13 protein-coding genes are annotated in these 19,598 nt (G+C 42.4%); 2 read left to right on the top strand and 11 right to left on the bottom strand.

Annotation, left to right across the window (positions count from 1 at the left end; all coding sequences use genetic code 11):
- Window positions 1-27 precede the first annotated feature (27 nt).
- The 10 genes from BW716_RS23735 to BW716_RS23685 all read right to left on the bottom strand — a co-directional run bounded on the left by BW716_RS23735 (window position 28) and on the right by BW716_RS23685 (window position 16,685).
- The gene (locus tag BW716_RS23735) at window positions 28-6,879 is read right to left on the bottom strand and encodes a PA14 domain-containing protein (RefSeq protein ID WP_083726705.1); all 6,852 of its coding nucleotides are present in this window, start codon (window positions 6,877-6,879) and stop codon (window positions 28-30) included.
- 37 nt (window positions 6,880-6,916) lie between these two features.
- Complete coding sequence (locus BW716_RS23730; protein WP_083726703.1) at window positions 6,917-7,651, bottom strand: hypothetical protein; 735 nt, start codon at window positions 7,649-7,651, stop codon at window positions 6,917-6,919.
- The gene (locus tag BW716_RS23725) at window positions 7,648-8,730 is read right to left on the bottom strand and encodes a hypothetical protein (RefSeq protein WP_083726701.1); all 1,083 of its coding nucleotides are present in this window, start codon (window positions 8,728-8,730) and stop codon (window positions 7,648-7,650) included. The genes BW716_RS23730 and BW716_RS23725 overlap by 4 nt, the downstream gene beginning before the upstream one ends.
- Window positions 8,731-11,034, bottom strand: coding sequence for a hypothetical protein (locus BW716_RS23720; protein WP_083726699.1), 2,304 nt, complete (start codon window positions 11,032-11,034; stop codon window positions 8,731-8,733).
- Window positions 11,035-11,380: 346 nt separating this feature from the next.
- Window positions 11,381-12,430 (bottom strand): hypothetical protein, encoded by a 1,050-nt coding sequence (locus BW716_RS23715; protein ID WP_143708994.1) that lies wholly within the window; start codon window positions 12,428-12,430, stop codon window positions 11,381-11,383.
- Between the two features lie 631 nt (window positions 12,431-13,061).
- Complete coding sequence (locus tag BW716_RS23705) at window positions 13,062-13,976, bottom strand: AraC family transcriptional regulator (RefSeq protein WP_083726693.1); 915 nt, start codon at window positions 13,974-13,976, stop codon at window positions 13,062-13,064.
- A gap of 12 nt (window positions 13,977-13,988) precedes the next feature.
- Complete coding sequence (locus BW716_RS23700) at window positions 13,989-14,693, bottom strand: SDR family oxidoreductase (RefSeq protein WP_083726691.1); 705 nt, start codon at window positions 14,691-14,693, stop codon at window positions 13,989-13,991.
- A 236-nt stretch (window positions 14,694-14,929) separates the two neighbouring features.
- Entirely contained in the window at window positions 14,930-15,916 is a 987-nt protein-coding gene (locus BW716_RS23695) for a hypothetical protein (RefSeq protein WP_083726689.1), read from the bottom strand.
- A complete protein-coding gene (locus BW716_RS23690) occupies window positions 15,916-16,200 on the bottom strand; it encodes a hypothetical protein (protein WP_083726687.1) in 285 nt (94 codons plus the stop codon). The genes BW716_RS23695 and BW716_RS23690 overlap by 1 nt, the downstream gene beginning before the upstream one ends.
- On the bottom strand, window positions 16,197-16,685 hold the full coding sequence (locus BW716_RS23685) for a hypothetical protein (RefSeq protein ID WP_083726685.1): 489 nt from the start codon (window positions 16,683-16,685) through the stop codon (window positions 16,197-16,199). Before BW716_RS23685 ends, BW716_RS23690 begins: the two co-directional genes overlap by 4 nt.
- Window positions 16,686-16,868: 183 nt before the next feature.
- Here BW716_RS23685 and BW716_RS23680 point away from each other — a divergent pair, with 183 nt between their 5' ends.
- Complete coding sequence (locus tag BW716_RS23680; RefSeq protein ID WP_083726683.1) at window positions 16,869-17,567, top strand: phosphodiester glycosidase family protein; 699 nt, start codon at window positions 16,869-16,871, stop codon at window positions 17,565-17,567.
- Between the two features lie 112 nt (window positions 17,568-17,679).
- Here BW716_RS23680 and BW716_RS23675 read toward each other — a convergent pair whose 3' ends face one another.
- Window positions 17,680-18,792, bottom strand: coding sequence for a suppressor of fused domain protein (locus BW716_RS23675; RefSeq protein ID WP_179091241.1), 1,113 nt, complete (start codon window positions 18,790-18,792; stop codon window positions 17,680-17,682).
- Window positions 18,793-18,837: 45 nt separating this feature from the next.
- Between BW716_RS23675 and BW716_RS23670 the strand changes: the two genes are divergently transcribed.
- The gene (locus BW716_RS23670; protein ID WP_083726679.1) at window positions 18,838-19,251 is read left to right on the top strand and encodes a GNAT family N-acetyltransferase; all 414 of its coding nucleotides are present in this window, start codon (window positions 18,838-18,840) and stop codon (window positions 19,249-19,251) included.
- The last annotated feature ends 347 nt before the right edge of the window (window positions 19,252-19,598 follow it).

Here is a 19,598-nt window from a genome sequence, read left to right as displayed (position 1 = left end):
TGTTTAATCAGACAGTTAAGAAAGGGATTACTGTTTCCAGACGTCAATGGTGAGCGGTGGGCCGTTGACATGCCATGTTTTTGTATAGGTAAATGTTTCAGCTGTTCCTCCATTGATTGAAACAGTTGCAGTTTGATCTGTACCCTGAGTTTTTAAAGTAATGGTCCACATCGCCGGACTAAGGCTTACGCTGTATTGGGCATCTGATTTAGTGAATAACTGTTTCGTTGTTGCCGTGCCCCCTTCAGTTGAGTAGGTAATCTCTATTGCTGTAGAATTTTTACCGGTCGGCACACGAACGACCAGATGCGTTGCATCCAGACAGACACCCTGTGCATTCGCTGTGGCTTGCAAAGCGCTCAAAGAACTGGCACCTGCTTTATCCTGTGCATCTGACTGAGACACATAAGAATAAGCCAGATTTGCAGCTATCTGTTTTGAAAAAGTTGATCCTACATAGCCTGAATCACAGCCCTGTTTGGTGGCATAAAGCGGAAATGCATTATTATATATCCGTCCATTCCTTGACACTGCTATATTTATTGGCGCCGTAGTCGTAAATGATGAATCGGTAGTACCACTGGTAAGTGTATGTTGTACAGAATCCTTCGTAAACGCATAACATTTCTCCATGGCAGACATATACACGGTGTAAGATCCCTCAGGAATTGCCTTACATATTGGGAACTGTGTCACCTGTTCACCACCTCCTAAAGTATAAGACACACCTGTTTGATTGTTTTTAGCAATCATCTGGAATGATGGCATATCCTCAGAATCCGGCTTCTTATTTACAAAGAAGTTACAAGTCAGGCAGTTTCCATGTGCATTTGCATAAGCCTGCCCATTCGCGGCTGTATCTGCTGCTGCATCTGCATCAGCCTGTGCCTGGGTAGTTTCACGATAGGTATCATACGCAACTGTATATGTGGTGGTATCAGGAACAGTACCTGAAGGACAATTATTCCTCACATAGTTTCTGCTAATCGCTTTATTCGGGTATAAACATGGACTAAACCGGGAAGCATACACAGGGCCAAGTGAATCCAGTGCTTTCTTTGCAGAATCATTTGCAGCCTGCTGACTTACGGTAGAGGAATACATGTCACGATCGATATGATAGTAAACATAATTGGACACCCTATCAGTGGCACACTGTGCCTTGTACCAGGCGCCGGTACTATCATTTCCGTATACATGTACGCCACAGGAATCCTTACTATACAATGCATAAGATTGCGTTATACAACTTGTAACTGAGTCCTTTTTCTTTTTATCTGCCACTTTCCAGAACTGACTGAATTCCGTAGCAGTTGCATTTAATACACCAGAGTTAGCATTAATGACCAATGCAGTATCACCAACGATTGGATTATTCAGCATCGTCATTTCTCCTGCTACTGCAGCGATATTCCTTCTGCCGGAACGGGTCACTTTCATCGTTACTTTATTGCCGGTAAATGGTGCTCCATCCTTCGTTACAAAGTAAAGATCCGGAGTACCACCACTTATCGCATTTGCATCAACAGCATAGAGTCTGCTTAAAGCCGGCCATGTTGCGATTTCCGGATCACAATCCGTACCACCTGTCTTTTGACGGGTATACACCAGGATCTCATCACCTGCTGCAAAATATTTGACAATAGTTGTATCAGGTAACCCCGATACGATTTTGCCCTCCCGGATAGTTACGTTATCGGCGGTAGCTCCAATGTTCTTATAGGCGCCACTCATACCATCATACGCCCAACCCGCAGGAACTGAAAAATGATATATCGGATCGTTAAATTCATTTTGTGAACTTGTCAATACCACATCACCCGTTTCTCCATCATAAACAAGATTGCGGCTTACGACCCGGCTTCCCTTGTCTTTTACAACCACACTATCCAGCAGACCATGCCGGTTCACAATTTTTGTGGTACCGAGTACACGGAAGATGGTTTCTTCCCGCTGAGCGATATTGAGTAAGCTCGGTATTATAGCAAAGAAAGATCCTACCAACCAGCCGTCGGAGTTAATATTCAAATTGTATGCATTGGTAACTGAACGTTGCTGACGCATACTCATCATCAGCTCCACATCTTTACCTACAGATGCAGAAGCATCAATAAAACCCGTATCATTGATGACTTTCACGGTATTATTTAAATGCTTGAAAGTTGCAGACTGATCATCTACATGATAATAATTCTCAGTGTAGGAAATTTCGTGATCAGGGTCTGCTTCACCATACACTGCCTGAGACTTTATCTTACCATTCATGTCATTCAACTCAACTTTGAAACCCTGACTGACACCCATATAGTGCTTGGCATCAATTTTCAATAAGTTGGCCAATGCCGGTTTAAACCTCTTCTTATTATCTCCTATTGGCGTTTTATCTGTGAGGGTAGGAAAATCGTAACTGGTATAGAAACGGGTTTCCGCATATCCATTAGCTGAACGCTTATTCTTCGTATTGATAGACCGTACTCTTACTTTACTATAACCTATAGAAGGCGCAGGGAAAAAAGATTCGCCCAGTGGTCTTTCTACATATCCACTGCTCACAGGTGCTAATACTGCCGCCTGTTCCTTGTATTGAATAGGTAAGCGCCATGGGTTTTCCTCACTTCCAATTGTAGGCTCCCAGGAAGCTACACCACTACTTATAGTCACTGAATCGCCAACTCCCCTGACAGACCGGGTAGTTGTATAGATATATTCCTGTCCATACACCGCCTCTTTTTGTTTGGTCATCGCATTCCAGTTGTCAAAGATGGAGACTCGCTTTACACGCAGGCCACCACCATATTTCTTCAGATACGGGTTAGCCAGGCGAATAAAGGATCTGGAAGTATCAAAAGATTTCGCCCAACCTTTTATTCTTGCATCTGTATCAAAACCGGTGAGCATCTCTGTGAGATTAGTCACCTGTGATAGTAACATTTTAGCACCATCCAATGGTGTCAGGTTATCACCTGTCTGAGAGCCAGGATATGCTTTGGATGGGAGGTTCAGACGAAGGAACTGCATAGCGGCTTTTGCTACCGGATTATAACCACCAGATACTACTTCCCCTGCTTTGTTGACTGTTTGTAGCTTCAACCAGATAGAGAACCCATTATTATAATAGCCATAATTACCTGGCTCTATCGTGGCATAACAGTTTACGTATTCACTTCCATTACCAAATTTATCGGTAGGCATTTTTACGAATACCTTAAAGAACAATGTATCCATTCCTTCCAGGTATCGGCTATATAGTTCCTGATTACTGCTCACTGGTTTGGGAACGTTGATACCTACATATGTAGGTTCATTGGTAAGACTATACAATTCATTTTTCAGACTGCTCTGGGAGCCTGGTATACCAGCACTGAAACCTGCAATTCGGAATAACTGGGAGGCACGCCTGTTCTGAACAAATGCATAATCGTCACTTTCGTAATCAACTTTCATTGTTGCACCAGAAGGAAGCCTGATCTGATCCAGTGTCCACGCAGCAGCATTTGTAGCAGCCTGCGTACTGTCCTGCAGTGCATACGGATATTCTGCATTATTGAGTGCCCCGGGATTCTGGGAAGGGTTTTTATAGTTCCCCCAGCGATCGTAATAGTTAGTCTGATAAGCCGGATTATTGGAATTATACTTAAATACATAAGCATTTTTATCCTTTCGTTGATTACCATTGTAGGTAAACCATAAACTATCAAGTGTTAGTTTCCCATCGGCATTATTGGGGTTCACGCCTTTACAAAGGGAATAACTATACCTGAAGTGTACCGTTTTGATAGCTAAAGCATTGTTGCCATAGCTCAGGTAATCTGATTTAGAGTACAACTTGATAGAATCTAATCTCTTATGCTGACCAACAGCCTGCGCATTTCCATTCTCATCCATACCCGGCAGGTCTTCGCGATTAGACACCCAAAAAATAGCCATCATATTCTTGGACTCAATTGAGTTGAGATACCACAATTCTTTCTCACCATATAAATAGCTACCCTTGTCATCCCTGTTATCTGTTTGTAAACCCTGGTTATAATTTGCTTTATTATTATAAGGTATACGCCATTTTTCAGGTTTATTCTTATCGGCTATTTTTGTATAGTTAAAGCGAATGGCATCTCCCGGGTCATCAGGCGTAATGCCATCACCTGTAAGGTCTACATAATCGGCAGACAGGATCGCTGACAACAGGAAGCTATGCGGATAAGCAGGCATTTCTTCCTTACTGAAGTAATTATCATTACCATTCTGATTGCCGACTGCATTATCTACATCAGGTACATAACCTACCAAACCAGATGCCTTATCACCTTTGTTCGCATCTACAGAGAAAGTGACGTCCTTTTGCAGGAAATTGTATACAGGTACACCATATATATAACGGCGGCCATCTGCATTTAACACATCTATTTCGGAGATATGATTTTTCTTGCGGAAAGTATTTACACGTTTTTCTCTTACTATGGCACCATCACTGGTAGGGAAAGCAGTCTTCGTCGATTCCAGATATAAATTCGGCGTTGGAATAGCCTGTGTAGCCTGGCCAGCAAATCTCCATTGCAATTTGGCGATTGCTTTCTCCTTCTTCTGGAAATATTCCATTACTAACTTGTAGTTTTCCCCTGCTACCAGGTTTACGACAGCAGTATCTTCATTGTCAGCAGGTTTACCTGTCCAGTTCTTAATTATAAGAGAGTCATTGAGGTATAAGCGAATTCCATCATCAGTTCTGGTGGAAAATACATATCTACCTGTGACATCTGTTTTCAATCTGCCGGTCCAACGAACAGAGAAATTTGTATTTACTTTAGGTGCTCCTGTAGGTTCTGACGCCTGAAACTCGATGGTTGAACCATAGTTGACAATCTTATCAGTTTTAGAGAATAAAAACCTTTCAAAACCTTGTCCGCTGTAGTAGTCTCCTCTCAATCCCTGTGAATCAAGATCAGAAGGATAGGTCATATCGCAACTCTGTAGCGGGAACTTGTTTTCACCGTAGTTATCAATATATTTAGATAATCCTGCTGTACTGGCTTCTTCGGCTGTCAGGTAAGAAATAACCTGTGTACGTTTATCACGTACTGCTCTACTGGAAGTACGGCTGGTTACAGTAACTGTTTCTTTCAGAGAATCGTTCCTGTATTTATCCAGCAAATTTTTTGCGTAGATATCAGGATCACTTTTGCTGGATTGGTATAATCTGGTCACTACTACATCATCTCCACCCAATGCATTCTGCCAGCTCTTATCGTTTACTGTAGTTTCACCAGGGTTTCTGAAATAAGAAGCTTCGTATAATCCGTTTGAATTTTTAAATGGGGCAACGGCTGCCATGGCATTCAACGCCGTCCATGGACCATTTTCAGAGGTGGCACGTGTAAGGTTAAAATCGGCTCCCCAGTGGAATGTCTGTCCAAAACCAAGATCGATGCTCCCACTGATAGACCCATCCTTTGTTTTCATCTGGTGATCATACACATAACCGATATCACCTCTATATGCGCGGAACATTCCACCCGTGCCCTCCCCGGAAATAGCAAATACATCATATGTGTAAGCTGGAATACCAATGGTCGGAATTGCAGGCTTTTCACGATAAGGCATTTCCTTTTCGATGTTATAATCCAGGAGTGAACTGGGTTTACCATTAGCATTCTGATAGTTCAGGTAACCGAATGCAGGCAATATGAGTGCAGTATCTGCACCTGCAATTTCCTGCTTTGCATGGTTATAGGCTGCACGGATATATGGGTGATATGATATTGCTACAGAACCCACCTTTGCGGTAAAACTAAAGGCAGTACTTGTATAAGGGAAAGTAATTTGTGGGGTATATGCCTGACGGGCAAAAGATATACTTGACTGAAAAGCGCCACTGGTACCTTTAGTAGGATTGTTTTTACCGGTTGTGCGGTATAATCTGTCTCCTACGGAAAATTGCAGGTCTTTTAACCCTGCACGGGTATTATAAGAACCAGATACGGAGGCAGTCGCAGCAGCACCGGTATTCGTTTGGCTTGCCTCTTTTACACCTTGCTGATAGAACAGGGATACCCCTGATGTAAGACCATCTGTAGAGCTATTCGTCAGGGATAATCCACCTGACAGTCCGGGGAATGTCTTTGAACCAGCGTTCAATCCGGGGGAGATAGAAGATTCTATTCCATATCCTCTATAGTTGTTATAAGTAAAGGCTATGCCGAAATCCAAAGTTCCAATAGATGAAGCGTCACTGGCTGGCCTGGCTTGATCACTAGGTGTTCCAAATAATTCATACCCTGCACCCAGGTTTACACCCCAGGATTCTGTTTCCTTCATATATTGTACTTTGCGGACACTATCGGCACCGTTAAATTCATCCGGTAATCCACGCATGTTACGTGTGATAGTACCTGGATTGACGTTCCAGCCCAATCCTACCCAGCTGGGTTCCTGGTCCATGGAGATGCCACTGTTATATCCCAGTGCTATCGGGTAACCGCCTACATCCATCAAAGGAACCTTGTAGGAGAAATCGCCGGAAAAGAGATCTACTAAATTGTCTCCATTCACAGAGGTGAATGCCTGGGTTTCAGGTTGTCCGGGACCGCCGATATCTTCGGGTTTAGGATGCAACCCTGCTGAACATGGTTGCATACCTTCTGCCTGCGGTTGAAGGACTTTTGAATTTGTCTGAATGATCGCCGGGTGGTGTGGGCCATTATTTACGACCACCGGCATTAACTTCTTATTTGCCTTGTCGGGAACAGGGACAATGGCTCTGACAGGGAACCCGCTTCTCACCGCCGCCAGTGCGTTCATTGGCAGTACTGTCTCAATGTACAGCAGGGCCAGCATGACTGCAGCAAATGTCTTTTTCCCCCTTGCAGCTACTTCCAGAATCATGATTGATAATTATTTCTTAGGTATAATATTTTAAAATTTACAGTCCAGGTGTGCCGACGAAAATGTTATAGTCTTCATATTCAGGCGTCACTTTAAATGCATCCCCATCTTTATAAAAGAATGCCTTCTCATCAAAACGGCTGCTATTCACTGGTATGTCTTTGTAATTATAGAAGCTCGCTTTCACCTGTGCATATTCCTCATATCCTTCCGGCACTTCATTCTTCATCTCTTCCCCCATCAACAAGGTTGTTTTCAGGATATACTGCATGGATAACAATCTTTGTGAGACGGTATCTATTGTTATAGATAACTGTTTGCAATTGCCTCCGGCAGGGAACGAAACATTGATAATAGTGTTTCGTTTTTCGGTTCTGAATGTACTATTAGTCGCACCTTTCAGTAATGTATTCAATGTCTCCAGCGGATCAGCAGGAGAAGCTGATTTACTGTTCGCTGCCAGGTACATGAGCTTATCCTCTTTAAATAGTACAATGCTATATTTAGCATTCCGAATCGTCTCAGTATTATCCAGCGTACTACGATAGTTCTCTCCGCTTATTTCTATCTTTCCCTTCAGACTATCCAGCAATGTTCCGGGTGTAGACTCATTGGAATAAGTATAATTCACTTCAAAACTTACCGGTTGTTGCTGGCTTTTCGCCTGCACCCGACGGAAGATATTGATCGCTTTTGCAATAGCTACAGTATCCTGTGCCTGTACAGACAAAGCAGCAGCTATACTAATAATTAGTGTAAGGAAGTACCTCATTTGTAAACAAATTTTATCTGCCAGTATTCACGTCTGCCGTTCTTTAAACGGAACAGGTAGGACTGACCAGTGGTGAGACTTACTTTTTTCAGGTCTACTTTTAAGTTGTTCATACCACGCTCCAATGAGAGAGTGGCGGTCTTCACAACACTTTGACCTGCATCTAAGGAAATGATTTCATATGTCACGGTAGTATCGCCGGCATCGTTGCTATAGCCGAACTGTAATGCGCCGGAGCACGCCACAGATGAACCATCCAGTTCTTTTTTCAGTTGTACATAGGCATCCTGCGTCACTACTATTTTTTCAGAGGGTACACCCTTGATCTTAAATGTCCAGATGTCCGTTTGTGCGGCGAACTGCGTGTTGTTCTTTGCAACCACTGTCCAGGCATAGTTCTTCGCTGTATCCAGTGCTACTGCGGAAGCAGGGTAGTTTAAGAACTGATCTTTCAAATGAGTGGTGTGGTACACCGGAATATTTGATTGGATCGCCTCGGCAGGAGATTGACCATTCCTTAATTCTACGATCGTGAAATCGTAGTTCAGATCACTGAAGATCGTGATTGGAGCAGGAGGTATCCAGGTGAACTGAGGTAAATTTCCTTCAACTACACTTTGGTCTGCCGGATTATTTAACAGCGGCGGACTTACCGGTTCTACTGCGAATGGCAGACAATCTTCTGCAATCAGGGAATATGCATCACCTGATACAAGGAATACACTGTAACATGCGGTGTAAGTGCCTGCCATAAGCAGACCATTCGCATTTCTGTCAGCAGTAGGTGACAGGTATTCGTAGGTAACAGGCGTTACATCCGCTACCTGTAATTGTTTGGCACCTTTGTTTAACATTATATTACGGCTTACACCTGTCAATACCGGTTGATTGGACTGGGCGTCTGTGACACGTAATTCAACACGCACCCAAATGGATGAAGTAGAAGCAGATACCAGTAAGATATTCCATAACTGTGCTTTTTGCATCACACCGGTGGGGGGTAACTGCACTGTCATGTTTACCTGGGCGGTTGCCTGAAGAGATAGCAACACCAGGGCTATCAGGATAAAATGTCTCATTTAAAATGTTTTAGTATAGGTGATTCGACCTGTATTATTTGAAACCAATCGCTTTTCAGCTCCTGGGATAAATCCTTTATCTGCCATGACCTCTATCTGTCCGAAATATGGGATAGCCACACGAGCCGTACCGGTATAGCCCACATTCCTGATTTCATAGGTTGTTTGATAACTATATTTCAAGCCTGCGCCAATGTCCAGCCAGCTTTTGACTTTATACAACACTGTACCATCCGCACCATACAGGTCATAGTCGCCATTCATAGCCGCTGAACCAGTGCCCTGTACAGTAAATTTGCCCATGAACATAGTATGATTCAGCAACAGGTTCTTTGTGTTGTAGTATACAAAGCTGCTATCATCCTGCTTGTTGTAGAAGCGGGTGTAGGAGAGCATTGTATTCATCATGACACTATGTACCTTGTAGAAATGGCTCACTGTTCCTACCATCGTGTAGAAAGTACTTTCTATATAAGTACCGTCACTGAGTTTTGTCAGCTGAGAGGTGGGATAATATCCCACACTCACTACAGGGTAGTGTTTGATCCTTAATGTTGCCTGTATGCTTTTGAAAATGGTATTGCTTTTATAATCGGCCTGCTGGTACTGACTCGTATAATCATTTCTGCGTACAGAGGCGGTGACTAACAATTGCTGTTTAAAGAAAGGCTGATCTACACGCACGGTCCATGCAATCTGTTTGGAACCTGTCGTATAAAGGCTGAAGGACTGAAAGCCCGCTCCCATTATCTTGTATACACCGGTGAGTTTAGTACCTGTTTTTGCTATCAGTGAATTCGCACTCAGGGAATAAGCTTCATTGGTATGATCACTGAACATACTATGTTCGGATTTCTGATAGTAGGGTAAAGAAGACTTCGCCACTTCTCCGGTCATATAGGTGTGCTTCGTGATCTGCCAGCGGCCTTCTACAGCAACACCCATGATATGATAGTTTGGAGTACTCGTACTATCTGCACTGGTATTCAGGTTGTAGAGTTGCTTTTTACCCATGTAATAGGTAAAGAACAGGTGATTGCCTTCTTTCATGCCATATCCGGCTCTTATCAAAGCCAGGTATTGACGGGGGGCACCGCTATTTACAACGTAATTTCTGAAACGATAATCGATCGTACCAGCAGCAACTGCCACGTAATAAGACGGGTTGAACTCTGCCTGTACACCGGTGATACTGATGCCTTTGGCTGTTAGTTCAGAGTAGTCAGCCATGGTACGGCCGAGACCTATTGAGCGAATCGCCAATAAAGTCTTGTAGCCTTTAGGCAGTACTGTGTCTGGCAGGTTCATTTCTTTCAGACGCTGAGAAAGCTCCGCATTGTTTTTACTGCTCATCAGCTTTTCAATGACATCTCCTTTCAGGTTACCTACCTGTGCTTCGTGAGCGTGATAGGTGCTGTCCATAATGCGCAGGCGATCCTGCAAAGAGTCCAGCTGATGCTGACGGGCAGCGTAGTAGTTTTCAAAGCTTGAATCCGAAGGCAGACGGTTTGTGGCGCTGTCTTTCGTATTCAGGCGGCCTTTATAACGAAGCATCACATCCCAGGAAGGCACTTCCGGCATTGACGGCACTTTGGGAAGAGAATCCAACCCAGGTGTGGGCAGGGTATCTCTTCTTCCGTATAACTTCCGCTCGCGTGCTTCTACTAATCGTTGTAACTGGGCAGGAGAAGATAGCCAGTCCTTTAACTGGTATAATTCTAAAGATTTTGCATTCAACTGCTGCTTTTCTAATTGTAATTGTTGCAACTGGCCTATTTGAGAAGCATCCCATTTTTGCAGTTTATCATACAACAGGTTTTTGAAGTCCCGATTCGTGTACTGCATATTCACGCCTGTGATATTGCGGAACAGGGTTGAATTGCCTCTGGCAGTGGTGAATGCAACACGCACAGGGTATTGATCCCTTACTGTGATGTCGAGATAGGTCTGTACTGTATGCTGGTAAATATCTTTTTGCTGATATGGGGTATCAACGCCGGATTGGTAGTAATAGTCATACATAACATTCCCATGCACCTTCAGGAAAGGCTTGCGGGGTGGTAGCGGCCGGGTGGTGGTGTCATAGTGTTGATTACCGTATAGGGGTACCAGGTTAACATAACCGCCGGTGTCAGTTGCCATTATATAAGACACTTCGCCGGAAGATTGTTTAATACCACGGGGAAAAGCAACTATGGGTCCTTTACCTGGGGCTCCGGGCAGACTGGTACTACGTTGTAATTGAGCATAGGTTACCAGGCTCCCTGCCGTGAGGAAGAATAATATAATGTATAGTGATTTCAACTTGTTGTTTAAACAGTTGTGATTGGGAATACGAACATATAGGTATTCTTAAATCAGAATGGGTATGAATGCTTTCTCGATGAGTAAAAATTATGACATAGGTACATTTTTGGATTAAAAAAAACGGGTTAAGTAATTCACTGACAGATAAAGGTTAAAATGGAATGCTGTGGGACAAAATTAGAGAATAAATGGAGAATACAAAATTTATTGGGAGGAATTTTATTAATGATTGATGGAGGGGGTGCGGAGGTGGAGAGTTATTTCCTTCCTATAATTATAATAGTGTGTATGCTTTGCGTACAAAGCATACACACTATTATAAAATTCTATTGTAATAACACCATTACCTTTGAATTATTTTTTTCAACTCATCTATTGTCTTTTGCTGTTCTATCAGATACAAGGTCAGCTCTTCCACCTTCTGTAATAGCCGCATGTTCATTTCACCCACATCAACTCCATTTTCCTTTACCTCTTTTTCAGTAGGGATCTCCGGTAAATGGCAATTCTCTTTTATGTACCTGTCTACTTCATACAAATTGGGTAACTGATAATTAGGCGCAAATACGAAGTCAGCCCATGCTCCTTGTGTAACTTGTAATTTTCTGGCGCCAATCGCACCTTCTACTGTCAATTTGTATTTACCTAAAGTAGTAGTGCCTGTACCAATTCCCAGATTACCACTTGCATCCAACCGCATTTTTTCTGTTCCGTCGTTCGTACTGAATGTCATAAAACCACCCTGTACGGAATTTCCTCTGCAAAAGTTAATAGCGCTGTTTTTATACCCATAAAAATAATGTTCAATCGCAAAAGATGGACTATAATGAGGCGTAGAGTTTACAGCATGCACACCTAACATTGTCCCCCGGCCGTAGTAATGTCCTTCAGGTAACCTGGAAAGAACCGCTGTAATAGTATCAGCTATTGTGGTGCTGACATCCAATGGGGCCCGGGGAGTTAATGTACTGATCCCAAATCTTCCTTCAGGAAGAACTGTTACACTGTCCGGGAGATAGACTGTTCCATCGAATTTATTAATATAAGGAACGGTTTTAATACTGGTTGCCTCACTAAATAATGTTGTATCTGCCCATGTCCAGCCAGCGAAGTTAGCAGCAGTTTCAGATGCTAGTCCAGACCCCCAGGCACTGACATGGAAACGTTGGTAGTTAATTTTTGAATCAATAAAAATAACCACCTTACCATTCTCCTGTGCCAATGTGATAGGCGGGCTATAGGTACCACTGTTAGAAGCTTTAGGGTTTGTAAAAGTGTTGCTGTTGAAATAAAAGGTCAGCTGAATATTAATAGTAGCTGCATTGCCGAACCCAAATCCCTGAATGAATAAAGTAGGCATCATATTGGCACCAGCACTCGGTAGATTAGTCATTATTTTTACTCCATTTCTGGGAATTGCAACTGCCGAATAATTCAAACAGTCATACATTTGCGCTTTCGCAAATACATTAACAAGACAAAGGGATAAAATTAATAATAGTGATCGCATGTAATTTGGATTAAAAATGAAGATATTATTGTCCCAGGTTAAATGAGCCTTTAGATTTGTTTATTACAATAGAGGAGAACATCAATTAAGCCTATAGTCCCAAAGCTTTTCTACAGCTCAAACTTGCTGTATTTTCAAATTCACGATTCAGTCGATAATGCTTAAAAAACAACAGGGAGCCTGCTGGTTATCGGAATATCTGGTAGTCCAGGCCAACATATTTATTTTTCAGGTGGGCCATATTGCTTATGGTTGGGCAATAGGTGGAGTTCCTAACATAAACGTTGATAAGCATACCAAAGCAGCGCATTGGATTGTGAATGCGAATATTTGGGGATATTTAAATATAAACGGGTGTTAATGCTTTCTCGATGGCAACATCATGACATAGGTAATTGTTTGAATTAAAAAAATGCTATGGGTTGTTCGCTGACAGATAGGTTAAACAGAATGCTGAAGGCAAAATTAGATAATAAAACCAGATTACAAAATTTTTTACCGGGATTTCAGGTTACTAATTAAACGACTCCCTAAATTCCAATGGAGACATATTCGTCTTGGATTTAAAAAACTTTCTGAAGGATTGAGGATGTTCAAATCCTAATTCATAAGCGACTTCATTTACTGATAAACTGGTGGTAGAGAGCTTTTGTTTGGCTACTTCTATCAGTTTGTTTTGTATATGCTGCTGGGTGCTTTGGCCAGTTAGATTTTTAAGCAGGCTACTCAGGTAGTTAGGAGAGATATTCAGATTTTCGGAAATCAATTGCACAGTGGGGATACCATTGGCTAAGAGGCTATCGCTTTGGAAACAGGTATTGAGCAATTGCTCCAATTTATCGAGGATCTGGTGGCTGGTGATTTTTCTCGTGATGAACTGGCGATTGTAGAACCTATCCGCATAATTCAGGAGTGTCTCAATGTGAGAGACAATGATTTGCTGGGTGAATTTATCAATGTTGGAATGATATTCCTGCCGGATATTATGAATGATATTTACGATGGTCGTTTCTTCTTTATCAGATAAGAAGAGCGCTTCGTGCGCAGCATAACCGAAATATTCGTATTGTTTGATATTCTTTGCCAGAGCAGTGTTCCAAAAGAAATCCGGGTGAATGAGTAGCATCCATCCGGATTTATTAGGTTGCGCTTCGGTTGGGACTTCGACATTGAAGACCTGACCGGGAGCGATGAAATACATGATGCCTTCGTCAAAGTCATATTGTTGCTGACCATACCTGAATTTAACAACGACGTCTCTTTTTAAGGAGATGGAATAGAAATCAAGTACCCAGTTGATATGATTACTTTCGGAAGAAAGTACTACCTCCGCATAATTGACTACGCTGATTAACGGATGCGCAGGAGGCTGTAAGCCTCTTAAACGGTGAAATTCCTGGATGGATGTTAATCTACGTAGTTCTCTCATGTCTGTGTTAATTTACCAGGGTAACTCGCCTTCCTGACGGAAGAATTGACCGGTTGGACCATCTTCTCCTATAGTGGCCAGGCGAACAATTGGTTCGGCACCCTGGGCGGCGGTTTTGAAGCCAGCGAAGTTATTGAGATCGGTGGCGGTGTAGCCAGGTGTTACGCTATTAATTTTGAAATTACGTAATTCCTGGGAAAGGTTGATGGTGAATGTGTTCAGGGCCGTTTTGGTGGCACCATAGGCATGGTAGTTGTCCCAGTTGGCGAAGCGGTCTTTGGCTGTTTGCATGGCCAGGGAACCGAGTTCACTGGATACGTTGACGATGACAGGCAGGGGGGCCTTTTTAAGTAAGGGCAGGAATGCCTGGGTAGTTTGGATTACGCCGAAATAGTTAGTGTTGAAGATCCTTTTTATTTCTTCGATATCGCAGGCGGAGATATTTTGTGGTTGTGCGCCTGGGATACCGGCGTTGTTGATTAATATATCCAGAGAGGCGATGCTGGCAGCCGCCTGTTTGACAGCGTGCAGGTCGGAGACATCGATTTTAAGGAATTCGATATTTGTTAAGCCTTCGGCTTTTAATTGATTGATGGCGGTAGTACCGTTCTGCTCGTCACGGCAGCCGAGGTAGACGTGATAGCCGAGTTGAGCCATTTTTTTTGCTACTTCATAGCCGATGCCTTTGTTGGCGCCGGTGATCAATACATTTTTCATGATGGGCGATTTTGATAAGGCAAAGGTCTGGGTTTAGATTTTGTTTGCTATCGCCGGGTCTATGATTATTGAAGCCGAATCTCTTTTAGGATGGTGGAGGCTACTATATTTCATTTCTTAGGGAATGGATCAAAGAAAGTTCGCTTGCGCATAAAAAGCCAACAATCAGCATTAATGTACTGTCCATTAGCTATTCAGGTAATTGACTTTCCATTTATTAAATACGGCATTGAGTTTTACCATTTACTGACCCCATTATATAAATAGCTATCAATTTTATCCTTTTTCATATCATAAACAAAGCTTGCTGTATAATTTTTCCCCTTTACTCCCACCTTTCTATATAAATTAATTCGCCCATTACTCTTACTCATTCTAAAATCAGCCACCCCTTCCATTATCTTGTACGGCTTAGATGCTATGCCCCCCTCTCCTTTTCCCCAGTGAAATAATAACGCGACTGCATCACATTTTTTAGTTTTATACGAGACTTCCGCAAAAGTATGATCGTATGCTGAAAAGGCATTTATCCTGATCATCGTACCATCAATGCTAAATCCAGCCGTAATATCTGCTTTTATCGTACTTACATTTTTATTCTGAATGGTGGACTTTGTTTTGGGAATATCAACACGTTTTGTTGTTCCTGACAGCCCCATTATATCACAAAGAGCGATGGTTTTCTTTATCCGGCCGGAATGTACAAGACTTCCCCATTTGCTATGACCATCTTCTACAGACCGATGAATCATTTTCTGATGCTCATCATACTGGAACTTTGCTGTAACACGAACCTTATTGTCCTTTTTTATTCTTCGATACAGGGAAATATTACCCTGGGATTTTTCCCATCGGAAATCGAACACACCATCTTGTAACCTGTAAGGATCTGAGTAAAAGACTCTTTTCTTCTTGTCAAAAAGATACAATATTGCCAGCGTATCACATTTCTTACTTTTATAAAGCGCTTCTGCATACGTATTCCCTTCTATCAAAAATGAATTCATGCTGACAAATGTCCCGTTGATTTCAAATTTCTTTCGGATCTGCTCTTTCAGCGCATTTAAATTTTTATTATTTACAGTACACACCGCATTGGGAATTCGAAATTCTTTCGCTACAACATAGAACCTGGTTGATGCACAAAGGTTAATTTTCTTTTGCTGAGCACATACATTAAAAACACTGAGAAAATATAGACAAAGGATAAAGAGTTGTTTCATTATGTTCTGCTGATCTTATAGGGATAAGATGCAATATAATGATTCGGGGTATCAAAATATGTGAAATTCATGGGAATAGAGTGATCTTTACCGGAGAGGATAAAGTATTGATTCCATACATCCGGGATCAGGCTTTCGATGGCTTCGCCTGTAAGAGTGCGCTCTCCTCCTTCATCGGTTGATAATCTTTCGGGGGAGAAAGGAACGAATGTGTGAAAAAATTCAAGGTAACCGGGAATATTCAGGGATTCCTTTTTAAAGTTAATAGTACCACCTATTTTCATTTTGTTTGTTTTAATTCACGCCCGGAGACAGCTTCATCCTCCCATCTTTGCTGGATATGATATAGCATGGAAAAATATGGCGCCAGCACCAATGCCATGACACCCAGGTATATTCCATATCCATTGCCGGTTACATAATCAACGACTCCCATGAGGGTCCAGTAGACCAATACCGCCCAGTTGAACCGGATCGCCCATTTCCACTCCATCCATAAGGACAGGATGGTGGCTATCATGACGACAACACCCAGCACGCTTCGCAGGATCATCAGGTAAAAACTTATTCCACTGAGCCCCAGCAGCCCGGTTTGAGTGTAGAAATAGGAATACTTATAAATAAAGTAGCACCTGGCGACAACCTGATAAACACAGAATAGTGCGAAAATGACAAGATAGATCTTGAGGAACAGTGGCATCAGCGCACGGCGGCGTTGTTTTAAACCCGTTTCGAAAGAGTCGTCAAATATGGAGGGTTGTTCAGACATATTTTTTCAGGTTGAAGAACCACTTTGAATTTACGGGATTTATGGCATAAAACTTATCCAAGCAGACATCTAATTTTCATCTTCAGGTCAACCAATTTATACTGGATAAAAACCATTTCATAATTTTTTTATAGTCCTCTTTGAAGTCTGTTTTGCTTTGTTTAAAATTATAACTTTATATCTATGAAAATATTGTTAACCGCTTTTTTCCTTTTATTCTCCCAGGAGTTGAGTTTTACCTGGCACCAGCAGGAATATGATGCGATTATTGTGGATCCTACAAAGGAGGTGATTCGCATGCATTGGCTGGATGATAAGGGGATCCCTTATAAAAATATTGCCGCCGTGAAGCAGGCATCAGGAAAAGACATTTTAATGATCACCAACGGAGGGATGTTCCAACCCGGGAATGTACCCGTAGGTTTGTATATAGAAAATGGGAAGACGATCCGGCCATTGGATACGTCACAGAACAAACCGGGTAATTTTTACCTGCTACCCAATGGGGTGTTTTATACGGATAAAGAAGGTGCGCATGTATCGACTACTTCTTCCTTTAAAAACAAGGATATCAGCTATGCTACACAGTCAGGACCGATGCTGGTGATTGATGGAAATATTCATCCTATGTTCAAGCAAGGTTCTGAGAATGTAAACCTGAGAAGTGGTGTGGGGATTATGCCAGATGGAAAGGTGGTGTTTATTATTTCGAAAAGTAACCAGACGAATTTTTATGAGTTTGCCAGCATCTTTAAAGAGAAGTTTGGGTGTAAGAATGCGTTGTATTTAGATGGGGCGATTTCTAAGATGTATTTAAAGGGGAATAGAAAGGAAGATGTGGGAGGAGATTTTGGGGTGATGATTACCGTGTCAGCTCAATAAAAGATGAGTGCATTTTTTTGATTCTTCCAGCAATAACACGCTACTTCCAGCAGTAACACGCTATCCATAAATAAAAAGCCGGCTCTTTTGAGAGAGCCGGCTTTTTATAATTTTACAATACCGCTTTCCTTTTCTTCACCACATGCGTCGCATCCTTCTGTATCATCAACTCCAACAACTCATACCCGCCATTCGCCTTCCTATGCGCAAACTCCCGCTCCTTCTGCGTTACCGGACTCGCCCAGAACAGATTCACCTTATCTCCATACATCTCCGGCAGTTCTATTGCTTCGCCATTATACAATGCTGATGACAACACCATACTCTCGTAAGGCTCCGGCAATTTGGAAGAACCAATCGTATGTCCCTCTCCCAGCCAGCTGATATGCCTCCATGGAATATCGGCCATGGTAGCAATACTCTCCGCCATCTTCATGATCTCGTCTTCAGAGAATTCATTCTTGTCTACTGCCAGGGCCAACTCCATTCTGCGGTAAGCTTCTGAAGTATCATTGTACAGATAAGACACCCATGGCATAGGACGAATACTCGCACCCATGGTTAAAAAGTATACAATATTATCTTTTTCAAATTTTCCCATCGCCATTGGCGGCCATTCATTGTTATCTATCGCAAAGTATTGCAGCATCTTTCCAAACCGCTGCTCATAGCTATTGATAAAATTCTCCTGTATTACCGGCCATGCAGGTGCCTCCACACTACTCCACTGATTACGGAACGCCACCGCCTCACCTACTCGGGCAAACTGCTGATTCGTACCCGGATCACCCAACGGCAATACCAGGAAATCATCACCTTCCACACCTATACAATCCGCAGCATAAGATACCGCTTCATCTACATACAGGCTCCATCCGGGAATCACGCCGAGTATTTCACCATCATATAATACCGCCGCACCGTCATCTTCAGGCAGCCATACAATCTCTAACAATTCTGCTTTCAACGGCTCCTTACCATCCGGGTGGTTACAGAACTTGCTCTGTAACATCGGCGCTGTACCATTATGCATCGCTGCCACGTCCTTTACTTCCGGCGCAGGCAATAAATTGCGTAGCCAGCAGGCACGCATCTTATACTTTTTACTCTGTAATTCCGCAGGGAACAGGTACAAATAAGCTGTACGATCATCCTGCTCTACCGATGCATACATGGTATGCCTTCCATTCGGTTGTTCTATCAATACCTGAGGTTCCTTATTCATAATTGCAAGATATATACTTATCTCCAAACATGTTACATTTGTCGTATGGATAACCCTTTCTTTGTATCTACTGACAAATCGCAACTGGATCTCCCTATGATCCATGAATTTTTAAGTAAACGTTCCTATTGGGCCAAAGATCGTACCATTGATGCCGTACAACGATCTATTGACAATTCTCTTTGCTTTGGTGTATACACCGGTTCCGGCAAACAAGTGGGTTTTGCCAGGGTCGTAACTGATTTTACTATTTTCGGCTGGCTGATGGATGTGTTTATCACAGAAACACACAGAGGACACGGTCTCGGCAAAATGTTGCTGCAAGCTGTTATGTCTCACCCTGAATTGCAGACACTAAAACGATGGGGATTGGTGACGAAAGATGCACACAGCTTGTATGAAAAGGCAGGATTTGTAGTGGTAGAAAACCCGGAGAGAATGATGGAAAAACTGGGATAAGAAGAAGAAACAGTAGAAGAATAATGGAAAAACTGGAATAATAAGAGAAATAAACAGTAGAAGAATGATGGAAAAACCAGGATAAGAAAAGAAAGAATCAGTAGAAAAACCATGGAAAAACCAGGATAAGAAAAGAAAGAATCAGTAGCAAAATCATGTAAAAACTCATCTAAGAAGCGCATGTTTCAATAGAAATGCTGCCCTGGAAAACCAAATGAAATCATAAAATAGCTGCGCTAAGGAACATTTAATTAAGACCTGACAAGCATTTAAATTATTTACCGTACCTTTGCGTTACTTTTATTCTCTTCCTCTATAGGTTTGCGAGTAAGGCGGGTAACGTATCA

It is taken from the genome of [Flexibacter] sp. ATCC 35208, assembly GCF_001975825.1.
Classification (GTDB): Bacteria; Bacteroidota; Bacteroidia; order Chitinophagales; family Chitinophagaceae; genus Chitinophaga.
This window is presented reverse-complemented; position numbering and strand designations above follow the sequence as displayed.

What these genes read in the sequence shown, in the direction of transcription:
- BW716_RS23695 (WP_083726689.1), bottom strand. Translation starts at nt 15,916, where the DNA reads ATGAAACAACTCTTTATCCTTTGTCTATATTTTCTCAGTGTTTTTAAT.
- BW716_RS23725 (WP_083726701.1), bottom strand. Translation starts at nt 8,730, where the DNA reads ATGAGACATTTTATCCTGATAGCCCTGGTGTTGCTATCTCTTCAGGCA.
- BW716_RS23715 (WP_143708994.1), bottom strand. Translation starts at nt 12,430, where the DNA reads ATGACTAATCTACCGAGTGCTGGTGCCAATATGATGCCTACTTTATTC.
- BW716_RS23680 (WP_083726683.1), top strand. Translation starts at nt 16,869, where the DNA reads ATGAAAATATTGTTAACCGCTTTTTTCCTTTTATTCTCCCAGGAGTTG.
- BW716_RS23735 (WP_083726705.1), bottom strand. Translation starts at nt 6,879, where the DNA reads ATGATTCTGGAAGTAGCTGCAAGGGGGAAAAAGACATTTGCTGCAGTC.
- BW716_RS23730 (WP_083726703.1), bottom strand. Translation starts at nt 7,651, where the DNA reads ATGAGGTACTTCCTTACACTAATTATTAGTATAGCTGCTGCTTTGTCT.
- BW716_RS23690 (WP_083726687.1), bottom strand. Translation starts at nt 16,200, where the DNA reads ATGAAAATAGGTGGTACTATTAACTTTAAAAAGGAATCCCTGAATATT.
- BW716_RS23670 (WP_083726679.1), top strand. Translation starts at nt 18,838, where the DNA reads ATGGATAACCCTTTCTTTGTATCTACTGACAAATCGCAACTGGATCTC.
- BW716_RS23705 (WP_083726693.1), bottom strand. Translation starts at nt 13,976, where the DNA reads ATGAGAGAACTACGTAGATTAACATCCATCCAGGAATTTCACCGTTTA.
- BW716_RS23685 (WP_083726685.1), bottom strand. Translation starts at nt 16,685, where the DNA reads ATGTCTGAACAACCCTCCATATTTGACGACTCTTTCGAAACGGGTTTA.
- BW716_RS23675 (WP_179091241.1), bottom strand. Translation starts at nt 18,792, where the DNA reads ATGAATAAGGAACCTCAGGTATTGATAGAACAACCGAATGGAAGGCAT.
- BW716_RS23700 (WP_083726691.1), bottom strand. Translation starts at nt 14,693, where the DNA reads ATGAAAAATGTATTGATCACCGGCGCCAACAAAGGCATCGGCTATGAA.